The following is a 16645-nucleotide window of genomic DNA, read 5'->3' as shown; positions in this document are numbered from 1 at the left end:
CGACATCGATCAGAATCTCACTTTTTGTTTTATTTAAAACGGAGTATTTCTTTAGAATTTAACGTTTAAAACTTCTTCTTTTAAGGTATCGCCTTCATAATATTCGATTACCCATTGGTCTCCTTTTTTACGAACTGTGGCCTGCTTTCCTTCAACAAAATACATATCCTTTACACTCGATTTTTTTAACTTGTAAACTACCTTTGGTGTACTATCTACCAATTGGTAACCATTCGCTGTTGGTTGTGCATACAACATGTTAGATGTTGGAGCAACAGCCTGAGATACTACATTAGACGTTACTGCCGCAGCTGGAACAGTGGCTTCAGCGACAGGAGTAGCGATTCCAGAATTAACATCAGGTTGTTCATATTTATAATTTACAGTATCGAAAGAGTTAAATGCATCACGTAAGGCTTCGTGATATGCTTTTTTAAAATCCTTTTCTCTAGAAGACCCGATGGCTGTTTCATAGACCACTTTGTTTCTGCAATCTTTTAAAACAACGATTAATTTTGTAGTAAACATATTAGACTCCTCTTTAATACTAGAAGTCAAGATTAAACATCTATTAATCTCCATTTCTTCCGGCATGTCCTCGTCTTCCATCATGGCTGTAAAGCCCTTCTTATTAAATAAAAACTTAGTCAATTCATTCAATTGATATTGATTAGATTCTTTTAAAAAATCAAATTTATTTGGTACAACTACGTATTTATAATCGTTTAAACTTGTTTGTGCGAAAGAGCTAAAACATATAGTCGCAACTAACAATAAAATTATTTTTTTCATGAGTTAAATTATTTTTCGTAAAGGTAATTAAGTTTTATAAATATTTTTTCAATTCAATTAATTTATCAATTTGAGTAATATTGTGATGCTCTGTCAACGGGATTTCATTAAAGTATATTGCCTGAAAACCAATATTAATAGCCCCTAAAATATCGGCTTCCAGATTATCTCCAATCATCATGCTGCTATTAACCTCAGCATTAGCCTTATTTAAAGCATAATTAAAAATATCTGGATGTGGCTTTTTAACACCTGCCTCTTCCGAATTGGTTACCGTTTTAAAATATTTAAGAATATTAGAATTGGTTAATTTTGAAGTCTGAACCTCCTCGAATCCGTTGGTTATAATATGAAGATTATACTTAGGTTGTAAATAATTTAATATGGACACCGTGTCTTTAAACAGGTAATTAAAGGATGATAAATAGGACAGATAATCGTCGGATAACTTATTGACAATATGCGATTCTACAGGCGTTTTTAATTGGTTAAACGTATCGTTTAATCTTCCAAAACGCAACGTTTCTTTATCGACTTCTCCCATTCTAAATCGTTTCCAGTATTCAAAATTAATGGGTACATAAGCTTCTAAAAACACATCTAAGTCGATTTCTAATTGATTGACTTCGAATATTTTTTTCAAGGTTAAAGACGAATTTTTTTCGAAATCCCAAAGTGTATGGTCTAAATCGAAAAACACATCTTTGATTTTATTTGTCATCTGATGCTGAATCTAAAATAATATTGAATAATTCTTTAAAATGCTTCCACTGCCCAATACCACTAAAGGTGTAATTATGAAATACTGGAACAAATTCTCCATGAACCCGCTTTACCTGGTTAATGATATATTGAAGCGATTCCTTTTTGTCCAATAACGATGCATTCTTTAACAATGCCGAATCGATTACATGATAAGAGTTTATACGTAATGGCGTTTGTACCTCGTAATCTAAATCGTAAAAGAAAAAAGGCGTACACGTTCCGGCTCTAAAGCCAAGTTCGTTTACATACCCCATAGTATAATCATCCTGAACTTCTAATTCGACAAGGTTTCGATATAGATCAGGTAAATTTAATTTAGAAAAAGAGTTACGCGTTTCTAAAAGAGACGTATTAATTATGCCTTCCATTTGTTGTTGCTCTTTCTTTAAAATAGACTTATCTTCTATAGCAAAATAGGAAACCTTTAATCCTACCCTACAGTAATCTGCAACAGATTTAATTAGAGACACATAATCTTTTCTTAGAGCGCTTATACCTTTATCGTAAGTTGAAAAATCGCCAATTAGAAAGAAAAAATGAAACCTATAACCGGTTTGTTTTTGTTTGTTTAAAATGTATTTAAACGTATCGAAAGGATCGCGTTTTAAACCAAAAAGAACCATCTGCCGGTAGTATAATTTTTTAAAATTAAAGGCAAATAAATCTTTAATATTTCCACCTACAGTACGCATTAATCCTTTTAATTTAAAATCGTAAGGAGCAGGCACATCTATAACCGGTTTTATACTATATTTTCGACTTGGGAATTTTGCATTTGGATAATTGGCTTCTAAAACGGCTTTGAATTTATAAGCCCAAATATCGACTACTGGTTGCTTTAAAAAGTTATGTTTATATGCTAAACTTTCGTGAGCGCCATAACGCCCATATTCGTCTTTTACATGAGGTAAATATTCTTCGTATCTGCTTAACAGGTAAAATGACGCTGCAAAGACATCAAAAGGAAGTGCACTTTTATCTCCTGTAAAAAAGAAACACTTGGTATCCTCCCATTTTGTAACATTTAAATCGGGATCGGATAATCCTTGCTCGAATAATAAATCGTGACTACGTATAAAAACCTCACTACCTAATGGTTTTTTAGTGTACGACATTTTAAAACTATCGTGAGCTATAAACTCTTCTATAGTTGTAGTAAACGTAACTGGAATGCCAAGAATTCTGGTACAAAGATGTTTAAACGTAAAATTTATACGTGGCGTTATTTTATGGGTATAGACTAGAAGCACACATTTAATTTAAGTAATAAAAGTAATGATTTTAGAGTTAAGAACACAGAATAGCCCGCTTAAAGCGATTTACATTTCGTTTTCGTCTGCAAAACTAAAATACGAACGCTCGGTTATAATTAAGTGGTCTAGCACTTTAATATCTAAACTTAAGGCTGCTGTTTTTAATTTTTGAGTGATTTGCTTATCGGCTACACTAGGTTTTAAAGTGCCCGACGGATGGTTATGCACTAAAATGAGTGCTGTGGCTCCCAACTCTAATGCCATTTTTAAGGTTAAGCGCACATCGACTAAGGTACCGGTAATGCCTCCTTTACTTAATTGTTGTTTTTGCAGAATGGTATTAGAATTATTCAGATATATAATCCAAAATTCTTCATGTGGTAATTCGCCAAGAATAGGTTGCATAATTTCAAAAACAGATGAAGATGATGTAATCTTGTTTTCTTTTACAGCCTCCTCGCCTCTTCGTCTTCTCCCGAGTTCCATCGCCGCCGCAATAGTTACAGCCTTTGCTTCTCCTATGCCTTTAAATGTCATGAGTTGCTTAATAGATAATTTTCCTAAAGCTCTAAGGTTATGATCTACGCTTCCTAAAATACGTTTAGATAAATCTACAGCACTTTCTTCCCGATTACCACTTCCTATTAAAATGGCAACCAATTCGGCATCGCTTAAAGTGGCTTGTCCTTTTGTAAGTAGCTTTTCTCGGGGCCGATCGTCTTCCGACCAGTTTTTAATAGAAAAAGGAATCTTTTTATCTAACATACTATAAATATAAATATTGTAAATTTCGAAACCAATTAAAACAACTGAAAATGAACACTTTATTTAATCCTGAAAACACAAAAACCATACTCTTACGTCTCGATAACTTAACCGAAACAAGTGAAGCCAAGTGGGGAAAAATGAATGTAGGGCAAATGTTAAAACATTGTCAAGGTCCGTTAAATATTGCTTTAGGGAACCAGGTTTTGGTTACGAAACTTAACTTTTTTCAGAAAACATTATTGTCTTTTTATAAACCGGTATTGTATAATAACAAACCTTGGAAACGAAATTTGCCTACAGCAAAAGAGTTTAAAATAACAACACCTCAATTATTCCTAGAGGAAAAAGAAAACCTTAAACTCCTTATAGAAACATTTTCTAAAAAAACCGATGTAAAAACTTGGCCTAATCATCCACTTTTTGGTTATTTTACACCCGAACAATGGGGCCAGATGCAATACAAACATTTAGATCATCATTTATCCCAATTTAATGTCTAACTAAATAATTTTATCATTGAGTTATCCTCCAAACATCCATCAAGACAACACTAAAAGTCACATGATTGAAGTGATTAAGCATTATCCGCTAGCTACCGTTATCTCTATAGAAAACAATTTGCCACTAATCACCCATCTACCGCTTATATACGAGTCCGGTAAACTTATAGGACATATTGATAAGAATAATCCTCAAGCCGCGTTATTAAAAAACAATGCCCCTGTAACCATTATATTTTCGGGTCCCGATTGCTATATTTCTCCAAGCCTTTTTGGCACGGCAGAATTACCGACCTGGAACTATATAAAAGTACATTTACAAGGGGTTGCTTCTGAAATTAAAAATGAAAATCAAGTAAAACACACTATGGTAGAAATGACTTCGTTTTTAGAAGCTCCAGAAGAGGCTTACGTATTGGATTATAACAACCCGAGTATGGATAAATTTGTAAATTACGTTATGGGGTTCGAAATAGATATTCTTCAATGGGAAGGCAAATTTAAACTCTCGCAAAATAAAACAGCAGAAGCTCAGGATATTGCCAAGTTACAATTAATATCTAAAAATAGAACAAGCATTAAACCCTTTTTAGACCAAATCATTTAAATTTAGGAGAACAAACTTCTAAAAACTTATATTTATAATATCAATTTATATTCACTGCATGACTCTTAACCACCTTCGTTTAAAATATGTATTAACGCTAGTACTGTGTTTGTTTGTATTTACTGCCAATTCGCAAACAGATTTGTTGGGTAGCATAGAACCTAGTTCTCAAGACTTAGACTCGATAAGCGCTAAGAAACTAAAGGCGATTTCTTCCGTTAATCTTGTCCGCGAAATAGATAATGCGAATAGTGAACTTAAGTTAATTCAGAAAAAAACTCAAATTCCATCAAACATTAAAAAAATTGATTCTGCACATATCAAGCACTATCAGTTTATATTACAAGAATCTAACACGGTTGAAAATTTTATGGAGGCTAATCCTAACCTTCAAAAAATTAATAATCTTATTAACAGATGGAACGGTTATAAAAAAACATTAACAGGATGGCAAACCTCTGTAAACGATCAGCAAGTTCGTAATTCAAGATTTGTAACCGATATTATAAATAAGGAAAAAATTTGGGGATTAAGTTATCAATCTGCTTTAGACACCAGCGCTCCAGAAGAGATTTTAACTTCGATTAATAACATCTGGGAGAAAACAAAAGACACTAAAGCAACTATTCTTAAAAATAATAATTACTACCTCGTTCTGGAGACTAAAATAAATGAACAAATTAGCATTACAGAACAAGTCATGGATGAGTTGTTGGCATTAAAAAACTCTGATATATACGATATTTTTCACAAACGACACGCTGCGTTATGGCATATCACTTTTACAGGAGATAGCGAAATTCCAAGTGAAAGCGACGATGTAGAATCTATAAAAAACAATATTTCTACGACCTATAACTATTTACGAGAACGCACTGGGGTAATCTTGTTTTACTTTATTTTTATTGGCTTTATAACCCTTTTTATTACCCGATTGAAAGCGGGGTATTCGAAATTTCCATTCAAAGAAAAATCAAAAACTCATAAAAAAGCTAAGAACATTATACTGAATAAAAGCACCATTTGTATCGTGTTTTTATCTCTTTTGGTATCTAAGGTCATGTTCTCGAATACGCCTAAATTATTTATAGATATCACCACACTTCTTATACTAATTTGTGCTGTCCCGTTAATTAGACCGTACATGCATAAAAGGTTTAAAGACATTATTTTCTTCGTTATTATATTCTTTTTAATAAATGCCTCTAAATCTTATATCTGGTTTTCTTCGTCTGTATATAGAATTTATATTTTATTCGAAGCCTCTTTATTAATTTACATGCTTTACAGGTATACAAATCCGTATCGGGAAACTAAAAAATTAGTGGTAGATAGTTTTGGAAAACTTCTTATTCGCCTCACTCCCGTAATTTACATTTTATGCCTAATCTCTATAGTGTCTAATGTTTTTGGATATACCAATCTAACCGACATTACATTAAAAATTAGTACGCAAAGTGGAATTAGCACAACGTTTTTCTACAGTCTGTTAATGGTGTTTAATGGCATTTCTTTAGGGATTATAAACCGCCATTTTGGAGTAAAACAATCGTACCTGCCTGCGAATCGTTGGGACATTGAAAAAATCACCTTAAAAGTTACGAGAACCCTTATTGCAATTATTTGGACCTTATACTTTCTAAATATTTTAGATGTATTACGACCTATGATTGAAGTCATTCAGGACACCATTACAGAGCCCTATCAATTAGGTAGTTTAACGTTTACATTAGAAGGTATTCTTGGATTTATTTTCACTTTAATTATTACCTACACTATAACTAAAATCATCTCGTTTTTAATAAATGATGGCGATGGCGTCCTTCGTCTTTTAAAATTACCAAAAGGAATTCCCGCCGCGATATCTTTAGTTATACGCTACTTTATCATGGCATTTGGTGTTGTATTAGCTCTTGGAGCTTTGGGTATCGATTTAAGTAAATTTAATTTAATGGCGGGTGCATTAGGTTTGGGTATTGGTTTTGGATTACAAACCGTGATTTCAAATTTTGTATCTGGTTTAATTTTGGTTTTTGAACGTCCTATTTTACCTGGAGATACGGTAGAAGTAAACAGTTTACTAGGAACTGTAAATCGTATTGGCGTGCGTTCTTCGAGCATTAGCACCTTTGATGGCGCAGAAGTGGTGGTACCTAATAATAATTTAATTTCTAATGATTTAATAAACTGGACCCTCTCCAATAACATTAAACGTATTGAAATTTTAATAGGAACGTCTTACGACTCCGACCCAAATCGCGTTCTTGAGATTCTTACTGAAATTGCAAAAGATTATCAATTTACCTTAAAAGATCCAGCTCCTAAGGCCTTGTTTAGCAATTTTGGCGATAGCTCACTAAATTTTAGATTATTATTTTGGGTACATTACGAAATTGGTATGCAGTCTAAAAGTGATATTTCAATTAATATCTACAACCGATTTAAAGCGGAAGGTATTGAAATTCCGTTCCCGCAACGTGATTTAAACGTGAGAAATATCCCTGAAAATTTAAACTTTAAATCTTTTCAAAATGAATTTAAAGCACCCACTGCAGAAGAACCTTTAAATAAGAATTTAGAAAAACCATTTATCGAACCCGTAAAAACAGATGTAGATTCTGATGATTCTAACAACAGCTCTTCTACCGATGAGGACACAAAATAACAGTATGCGTTAAGCACAAAAAAGCGAGATTTTGATGATTCAAAATCTCGCTTTTTTTTGTTATCTTTTTTAAAACTGAATTTAATGGTACTTGTCACCCTGAACTAGTTTCAGGGTCTCACACTCTCCCATTCCATAAACTATACTTTATGTGATTCTGAAACAAGTTCAGAATGACGATTAGTTTAAATAAAACCTCATCTTCTTGATTCTTGATTCTTGATTCTAAAAGCGAAGCAATCTTTGTTCTCGAATCTATTTAATCAGAGACTTCACATCGTCAAAATCTAAGCCACCATAATTCCCTGAGCTCATTAATAACAAGGACGTATTCTCTAAATTCTGATTGAATAAGAATGCCTTAAAATCATCTGGATTGGTGTAAATAATTAAATCGTCACGCTCGAAAGCTGAAGCGATTTGTGCTTCTGTAACCGTATCTAATTTTTTAATCTCTACCGCATGCGGAGAATAGAATACCACAGCAACATCGGCATCATCTAAAGTCCCCTTATACTCTTTTAAAAACTCGGCATTTAAACTACTATATGTGTGTAGTTCTAGACATGCGACTAATTTTCTATCTTCAAATTGTGCTTTTACAGCTTTAGTCGTCGCTTCTACTTTACTTGGCGAATGTGCAAAATCTTTAAAAGCAATGCTGTTTTTCCCTTCAGCTATTTTCTCTAGGCGCTTACTTGCGCCTTTAAATGTAGAAATGGCTTCGTAGAAATCGTCTTCATCGATTCCCATATGCTGACAAATCCATTTGGCACCACCTAAATTATTAAGATTATGTTTTCCAAATACTTCTATTGGCAATGGCCCTTCGGCTGTTTCTAATAAGGTTTCCCCATCTTCAACAGTATACTCAGGTGTATGATAAGGTAATTTTCTAATCGGATTCACAGACGCTTCAACCACACGTTTTACAGCTTCGTCTTCTTCATTGTACGTTATGCTTCCTCCATTTACTATACTATTTACAAAAATCTGGAATTGCTCTTCGTAATTTTCATACGTCGGAAACACATTAATATGGTCCCAAGCAATACCGCTTAACAAGGCAATATTTGGTTTATATAGATGAAATTTAGGTCGTCTATCTATTGGCGAACTTAGATACTCATCCCCTTCTAATACTATAAAGTCGTTGTCGTCGGTAAGTTTTACCATCACATCAAAACCATCTAATTGCGCGCCCACCATAAAATCTACATCTCTATCGTGGTAATGCATAACATGTAAAATCATAGAGGTAATGGTTGTTTTTCCATGACTTCCACCAATTACTACACGCGTTTTATTTTTAGATTGCTCGTATAAAAACTCAGGGTAACTATATATTTTAAGTCCTAAATCTTGAGCTTTTAGCAACTCCGGATTATCGGCTTTAGCATGCATTCCTAAAACTACAGCATCTAAATCTGTCGTAATTTTTTCTGGAAACCAGCCAAAGGCTTCTGGTAATAATCCTTTTGTTTGTAATCTTGATTTAGAAGGTTCGAAAATCTCATCGTCACTTCCTGTTACGCGATAACCTTTGTTAAGTAAGGCCAAGGCTAAATTGTGCATCGCACTTCCGCCAATGGCTATAAAATGTACATTCATAAACTTATTTTGAAGACCGTAAATATACACGTTTTAGTACGTTTTTCAGAACGTTTATTGGGTAATATCTTCTAATTTTTGCTGAAGTTCTTCGGCTTCTAAACGCCCATATCCCGTTCTTAAAATAGCGATGGCTTTTTCTTTCTGGTCTCGATTTAAATAAAATTCTGCAAGCGCCAAATAACAGGTTTTCGAACCGCCAATATCTACTGCTTGTTTATAAAACTGTTCTGCTCGTATAAAATCGTCTTCTTTATTGTAGAGATAGCCTTTTGCGAGATAACCATCCACTTTAGACAATGATTCTAATTGGTTGGCATAGGTAATGGCTTTAGACGTACTACCACCAAGCAAGGCAGGTAATTCCATATAAATTTTCACTAATGCCCAACGGCTTTCAATATGATTTGGGTCTAATTCCGAAGCTTGGATACATTCTGATTTCGCCTCTAAAATCAACGGAATAGCCATAAGTTTATTTACCGTTAATGCTTTCATAGCTAAAGCGCCTCCATATTTATAATGGTAATTGGCCACTTCAGGATTTAAATCTACTAATACATTATACTGATTAATTGCAGAATCCCAATCTTTTGTATGGCTATAGGCATCACCTAATAATTCAATTGCTTTAGACCGGTTACCCGATATTTCTTTAGTTAATGGTTCTAATATTGAAATGACTTTAGTGTAGTTTCCTGTATCAAAATACGTCTGCGCCTCAGAGAAACGCGATTGCGAATACAGCAACTGCGGAAGCCCTAAAAGAATTATAAAAATATATACGAAACGAAATTTCATAACGCAAAAATAACGATTTATCGCTCCCTTTTATCTAATTCTCAAAACACAAACCATTAAAAAAAGAGTAACTTTCTCATTTAAACTTAGATTGGAACTGTTTTTGATTTCAACTTAATAGTCAAACAACATACGCATCAACCAAAATCACGATATGAAATTTATAAAGCCCCTTCTTTTAAGCCTAATTTTCACAAATAGCATCTTGGCTCAGCAACCCAATTTTGAAAGTTTATGGTCTGAAGTCGAAACGTTAGAGCTTTCAGATTTACCAAAATCTGCTTTAGAAAAAGTTGAAAACATTGATAAACTAGCAATCAAATACAAGAATCAACCTCAGCATATTAAGTCTATGTTGTATAAAAGTAAATTCGCTTTGGTGCTCGAAGAAGATGCTCAACTTAGTATTATAAACAATTTTAAAGTTGAAATTTCGAAAAGCCAAGCGCCAACAAAAAATATTTTAGAGAGCATTTTGGCCAATTTATATTGGGATTACTTTAAGCAAAATCGCTATAAATTTTACAACCGGACAAAAACTGAAGAAAAAGTAGATGAAACCGATTTTAGAACTTGGGATTTAAATACCCTTTTTGAAACCATTCAGTTACATTTTCAAAATAGTTTAGCCAACGAAACGGTCTTAAAACAAACACCGATAGACAACTTATCTGATATACTATTAGAACAAAAAAATTCAAAACTGTACCGACCAACACTTTACGATTTACTAAGTCATGAAGCTTTAAAATTCTATAAAAGCACCGAGCGCAACATTACAAAACCTGCTTATAAATTTGAAATCGACAATTCCGAATTACTAAGTCCTGCCAATACGTTTTATAAATTAGAACTCGAAACAAGAGATTCATTGTCGTTAGAGCTTCAGGCCTTAAAAATTTATCAGAATCTCATTCAATTTCATATAAATACGAAAAACACTGAGGCTTTAGTAACCGTAGATATTGAACGTTTGTTGTTTGTTAAGGACAAAGCCGTTTTTAAAGACTCAGAAGAATTATTCATACAAGCATTACAAAAGTCTAGTAAAATATACCACAACACATTAGCAAGTACATATTATGATTACGAACTTGCCAAAATTTATAAAACTCAAGGAAACTCTTATACCCCAGAATCTACCGCCAATGTAAGATGGAAATTGAAAGATGCGATGACGTTATGCAACACCATAATTTATAAATTTCCTAACAGTAAAATAGCTGAATTTTGTAAGCTTCTAAAAGCCGAAATAACACAACCTAGTGTTGCGATTAAACATGAATTAATCATTCCAACATGTACAAAATCTAGATATTTAATCACATATAAAAACATAGATCTACTAGAATTTAAGGCTGTAAAAATTAATCATAATCAGCTCTCAATTTTCGAAAATTTTTATAATCAAAAAGATAAAGATAGTTTTGCTGGCACTTTAAAATTCGACAAAACATGGAGCTCCAATTTAAGAAATGAAAACGATTACCAAGACCATGACACAGAAATTATTGCACCAGAATTCGATAACGGTATATATTTAATTGTAGCCACAGACCCTAAAACAAAAACTACTGGTTATACAACTTTACAGGTTTCTAATATTGCTATTGTACAAAAGGAAAACCCTGAACAAATTATTTTTCAAGCCATTAATAGAACTACAGGCGAACCATTTGTAAAAACCAAAGTCACAATTAATTACAATTACAATAATAACAAGAAAAGAACTGAGACTAAGTATACAGATACCTTTGGAAACATACAGATTCCTAAAACCACAAGACGAGAATATGTGCGTTTTAATTTAATGTATAATACTGGTGATGATACTGCTTACTTAGATGGATTTCATTTAAATTACTCTTACGCACGTAATCAAGATGCTAATAAAGAAACATATAAATCATTTCTTTTTACAGATCGAAGCATTTACAGACCTGGGCAAACTATCTATTTTAAAGGTATTGCAATGCAGTCAAAAAATGGTAAACATGACGTTTTAAAAAATGAAGAAGTCTATGTAACTTTATATAATGCCAATGATGATGACCTCGAAGAACTTATTTTAAAAACAAATGAATTTGGTTCGGTTCAAGGCGAATTTATCTTACCAAGCACAGGATTAAACGGACAGTTTTATTTAGAAATGGACTCTGAGTCTAGTTATAAAGAAATGGAATCTAACGTTTATTTCTCGGTAGAAGATTACAAGCGTCCAACATTTGAAGCCCATTTTAATCCAAAAACAGAGACCTATTCTGTAAATGATTCTATTACGGTTAATGGAGAAGCGCTTGCCTTTACGGGAAGTAAAATTACAAATGCAACCGTTGTGTACCGCGTTAATAGAATGGTAGACTTACCATATTGGTACTATAGAACACAACCTTATTTTTATAACGAATCTCAAGAAATTACACACGGAGAAACCCAAACAGACGATTCTGGAAATTTTAAAATCAATTTTAAAGCTATTCCAGACCTCAGTTTCGATAAAGAATTCCTACCCGTTTTTCGTTATCATATCACTGCAGATATTACAGATATCAATGGAGAAACACGCTCTACATCAAGCACCATTTCGGTTGGTTACCATAGCTTCGTGGCAAAGTTACAGATTGATAACAAATTAGACAAAAAAGCTAAAATTAATCAAATTAGTATACTTACAACTAATTTAAACGGCCAATTTACGCCAGTAGTGGGAACTCTAAAAATTTATAAATTACAAGCACCTAGTCACGCTCTAAGAGAACGCCCTTGGTCTGCACCAGATTATCAAGATATTGATAAAGTTACCTTTAATAAGCTTTTTCCTCACGATGCATATTCTAATGAAGACGACCCCAATAATTGGGAAAAAGGAAGCCTTGTGCTTGAAAAAACTATTAATACAGCAAACGGAGAAGCGATTCAATTAAACAACACAAAACGATGGGAATCCGGAAAATACACTGCTTATTTTGAAAGTAAACACGAAAATAATTACCCTATAAAAGACGAAATCTCATTTGAGGTATTCAGCGAAGACGATGAAACGGTTTCAGATCATGGTATATTTCAAATTAATACAGACAAGCCTACTTACACCCCTGAAGACGTGGTAAAATTAACATTGGCTTCCGCAGCAAAACACTTAGTGGTTACTTTAGAAATAGAAAAAGATCATAAAGTATATGCTAGACACATTATCAATTTAAATCAAAATAAAAAAACAATTAAAATTCCGGTATTACAAACAGATTTAGGCGGATTTGCAATTCATTATAGTTACGCCGCTTTCAACAGTTTTAAATCTGGGTCTATGATTATAAAAGTGCCCTACCCTGAAACAGACTTAAAGATTGAAACCAACACATTCAGAAATAAGGTACAACCTGGAACTCAAGAAACTTGGAGTTTCAATATTTCTGGACCTCAAGGCGAAAAAGTAACTGCAGAAGTTCTAGCAAGTATGTATGATGCCTCTTTAGACAAGTTTAGGGAACATGATTGGAGCATGAATACGACTTATAAACCTATCTATTCTTCTTATAATTATTGGAGAGGAAACGCAGCATTTGGGACGCACTCTTCACGCTTATATTTCAACAGAACAAACCTTTATGTGATTCGACAATATTTTGATGCTCTAGATTTTTTTGGTTTTAGTTTTAATGGAAATGAGTGGACCAATCGTCAATATTTAAATCGTATACAACTAACGCAGTTAGCGAAATACAACGATTCTATTCCTGAAGGACAAATTAAGGGAACCATTTCAGATATCGAAGGTTTACCGCTTCCAGGAGTAAACGTAACAATAAAAGGTAGTAACAAAGGAACCCAAACAGATTTTGATGGTGAGTTTACACTAGCAGTTAATCCTGACGACACCATTGTATTAAATTATATTGGCTACACTACTACGGAATTTACTGTAGATAATAAAAATAACTTTGTTATTAAAATGATTGAAAATAGCGAATCTTTAGATGAAGTTGTAGTAGTTGGTTATGGTAGTCAGCTCAAGAAAAGTGTAACTGGATCGGTCTCTGGTGTAGAAATTATGTCCAATGAAACGGAAATTGAAGATATGGAAGTACCGTTTTCTATTCGTGGTATTGGTTCAGAAAATAACGAAGGCTTAGCACCACTTTATATAATTGATGGCGTCGTTTCAGAAACTAATAATCTTAATAAAGACGACATTTTAAAGCTTGAAGTCTTAAAAGGAACTGAAGCAACTGCACTTTATGGAAGCAAAGGGGCTAACGGCGTCATTATCATAACGACCAAAAATGGGTCTAAATTTAACGCCGTAAAAATCAGAAAAAACCTAAAAGAAACCGCCTTCTTCTTTCCGCAACTTCAAACCAATAGTGAAGGTGATGTCAGTTTCAGTTTTACTTCACCGGAAGCTTTAACGCAATGGAAATTGCAACTGTTGGCACATACATCGACTATGCAAACGGCACAACGCACTTTAACTACCGTAACTCAAAAAGAACTGATGGTTCAGCCTAACACGCCACGTTTTTTACGTCAAGGCGATGCCATTACCATTAGTAGTAAAATAATAAATCTATCTGACAAACAATTAAAAGGTGAAGCCGTTTTACAGCTTTTCGATGCCATAACGAACCTACCAATCGATATTAATTTAGAAAATACAAATGCTGTAAAATCTTTTACTGTAGACACCAACAACAATACTCAAGTCTCTTGGACGCTTAAAATTCCAGAAACTGTCGATGCTGTGCAATACAAAATAATTGCTAAAGCAGGCACATTTAGCGATGGCGAGCAAAATGTTTTACCCGTGTTATCGAACCGTATGTTAGTTACCGAAACTTTACCCATGTGGGTAAACGGCAATGAATCGCGCACCTTCCAACTCGATAAATTAAAACACAACACCTCTAAAACACTAAAACATCATAAACTAACTTTAGAAATCACGTCTAATCCGGCTTGGTATGCTATTCAAGCCTTACCGTATATTATTGAGTATCCGTTTGACTGTAACGAGCAAATTTTTTCTCGCTTTTATGGGAATACCTTAGCGAGTCATATTGTGCAGTCTAATCCACGTATTCAAGAGGTCTTTAATTTATGGGCTTCAAAAGAAGCATTAATAAGTAATCTTGAAAAGAACGACGAATTAAAATCGATTCTTATTGAGGAAACGCCATGGTTACGAGATGCGCAAAGTGAAACGGAACAAAAGAAACGTATCGGTTTATTATTCGACATGAATACCATGAGTGCTAAAATGCAGGCCACGCTTCAAAAACTGGAAAGTAATCAGTTAGGTTCTGGCGCTTGGCCTTGGTTTGCTGGCGGACGCGAAAACAGATACATCACACAACATATCGTGACTGGATTTGGACATTTACAACATTTAGGTGTAGATACTAAAGATTTAAAAAACATGTTATCTAAGGCTCTTAAATATACCGATGCCGAATTTATAGAAACGTATAAAGACATTGCTAAACACAACGAAACTCCAGATTATGATGCCTATCATTTAAACAACATACAGTTGCATTATTTATATATGAGAAGTTTTTATGCTGAAGACAAACCGTCTGAAGAACTTCAAAACATTATCGATTATTATGGCTCTCAAATTAAAACATATTGGACAAAAGGTTCGCTATACAATAAAGGATTAATGGCCCTTATTGCACAGCGTTTAGGAGATGAAAAAACAGCAACTGCCATTATAAAATCGTTAAAAGAAAATAGTATCACCAATGATGAATTGGGTATGTATTGGAAAGCCAACACAGCATCGTGGTATTGGTACGAATCACCAATTGAAACCCAATCGTTATTAATTGAAGCCTTTTCGGAAATTGAAAAGGATACGAAAACCATAGATAATTTAACAAAATGGTTATTAAAGAACAAACAGACCAACCGTTGGTCTACTACAAAATCTACCACAGATGCCGTATATGCTATTTTATTAAAAGGTAGCGACTGGTTATCGGTTACGGAATCTTTAGATATCACGGTTGGCGGACAACCCATTCCGGAAGATAAATTAAAAAACACCAAAGTTGAAGCTGGCACAGGTTACTTTAAAACCACTTGGACTGCCGAGGAGATTACACCTGAATTGGCAGAAGTTACCTTAACTAAAAAAGACAAGGGCATGGCTTGGGGAAGTATGTACTGGCAATATTTTGAAGATTTAGATGCGATTACCTCAGCAGAAACACCGTTACAATTAACCAAAAAGTTATTTATTAAGTCGAATACCGATACAGGTGAAGTATTATCTAACGTCACTTCAGAAACGACTTTAAAAGTAGGCGATTTAATCCGAGTAAGAATTACTTTAAAAACGGACCGTGATATGGAGTTTCTACATATGAAAGATATGAGAGCTTCCGGGTTAGAACCTGTAGACGTGATTTCTAAATACAAATGGCAAGACGGTTTAGGCTATTACCAAAGTACAAAAGACGCGGCAACGCACTTCTTTTTCGATAATATGCAAAAAGGTGTGTATGTCTTCGAATACGATTTACGAGTAAACAACGCCGGAACAATGAGTAACGGTATTACAACCATTCAAAGTATGTATGCCCCGGAATTTAGTAGTCATAGTGAAGGGGTTCGTATTTCGGTGGAGTAGTTAAAAAGAAAACTAAAATCATTAATTAAAGTCAGGCTGAACTCGTTTCAGTATCTCACATCTACCTCGGATGTGATTACTCGAATTTGATTACTCAGGTGTGACCCTGAAATAAATTCAGGGTGATGATGCTGAATATTAATTAGAACTTAAACTTCAAACTAGCGTCATGCTGAACTCGTTTCAGCATCTCACATCTACCTCGGATGTGATTACTCGAATTTGATTACTCAGGTGTGACCCTGAAAT

At 33.9% G+C, this 16645-nt stretch carries 10 protein-coding genes; 4 read left to right on the top strand and 6 right to left on the bottom strand.

Translation table 11 applies throughout. The annotated features are described in order from the left end of the window. Positions 1-51 precede the first annotated feature (51 nt). The 4 genes from AC0UBM_RS09120 to radC all read right to left on the bottom strand — a co-directional run bounded on the left by AC0UBM_RS09120 (position 52) and on the right by radC (position 3575). Complete coding sequence (locus AC0UBM_RS09120) at positions 52-792, bottom strand: hypothetical protein (protein WP_475688416.1); 741 nt, start codon at positions 790-792, stop codon at positions 52-54. Between the two features lie 34 nt (positions 793-826). Next, positions 827-1513: a YjjG family noncanonical pyrimidine nucleotidase gene (locus AC0UBM_RS09115; RefSeq protein ID WP_434037710.1), complete on the bottom strand. Its 687-nt coding sequence runs from the start codon at positions 1511-1513 to the stop codon at positions 827-829. Next, positions 1503-2807 carry a polysaccharide deacetylase family protein gene (locus AC0UBM_RS09110; protein WP_414036150.1) on the bottom strand — a complete coding sequence of 435 codons (1305 nt, stop codon included), beginning with the start codon at positions 2805-2807 and terminating at the stop codon, positions 1503-1505. Before AC0UBM_RS09110 ends, AC0UBM_RS09115 begins: the two co-directional genes overlap by 11 nt. A gap of 69 nt (positions 2808-2876) precedes the next feature. After that, on the bottom strand, positions 2877-3575 hold the full coding sequence (gene radC, locus AC0UBM_RS09105) for a RadC family protein (RefSeq protein WP_475688415.1): 699 nt from the start codon (positions 3573-3575) through the stop codon (positions 2877-2879). Between the two features lie 50 nt (positions 3576-3625). Here radC and AC0UBM_RS09100 point away from each other — a divergent pair, with 50 nt between their 5' ends. The 3 genes from AC0UBM_RS09100 to AC0UBM_RS09090 are packed head-to-tail and all read left to right on the top strand — an operon-like array spanning position 3626 to position 7350. Continuing rightward, a complete protein-coding gene (locus AC0UBM_RS09100; RefSeq protein WP_475688414.1) occupies positions 3626-4078 on the top strand; it encodes a DUF1569 domain-containing protein in 453 nt (150 codons plus the stop codon). 16 nt (positions 4079-4094) lie between these two features. Next, entirely contained in the window at positions 4095-4685 is a 591-nt protein-coding gene (locus AC0UBM_RS09095) for an FMN-binding negative transcriptional regulator (protein ID WP_475688413.1), read from the top strand. Between the two features lie 58 nt (positions 4686-4743). After that, positions 4744-7350 carry a mechanosensitive ion channel family protein gene (locus AC0UBM_RS09090; protein WP_475688412.1) on the top strand — a complete coding sequence of 869 codons (2607 nt, stop codon included), beginning with the start codon at positions 4744-4746 and terminating at the stop codon, positions 7348-7350. 255 nt (positions 7351-7605) lie between these two features. Here the strand turns inward: AC0UBM_RS09090 and AC0UBM_RS09085 are convergent, their stop codons facing one another. Further along, positions 7606-8961, bottom strand: a complete 1356-nt coding sequence (locus AC0UBM_RS09085; RefSeq protein WP_475688411.1) for a UDP-N-acetylmuramate--L-alanine ligase — start codon at positions 8959-8961, stop codon at positions 7606-7608. Between the two features lie 54 nt (positions 8962-9015). Next, a complete protein-coding gene (locus tag AC0UBM_RS09080; protein ID WP_475688410.1) occupies positions 9016-9762 on the bottom strand; it encodes a tetratricopeptide repeat protein in 747 nt (248 codons plus the stop codon). Between the two features lie 154 nt (positions 9763-9916). Between AC0UBM_RS09080 and AC0UBM_RS09075 the strand changes: the two genes are divergently transcribed. Further along, a complete protein-coding gene (locus AC0UBM_RS09075) occupies positions 9917-16396 on the top strand; it encodes an alpha-2-macroglobulin family protein (protein ID WP_475688409.1) in 6480 nt (2159 codons plus the stop codon). The last annotated feature ends 249 nt before the right edge of the window (positions 16397-16645 follow it).

The sequence above is a fragment of the Formosa sp. F44 genome (assembly GCF_056238645.1).
This window is presented reverse-complemented; position numbering and strand designations above follow the sequence as displayed.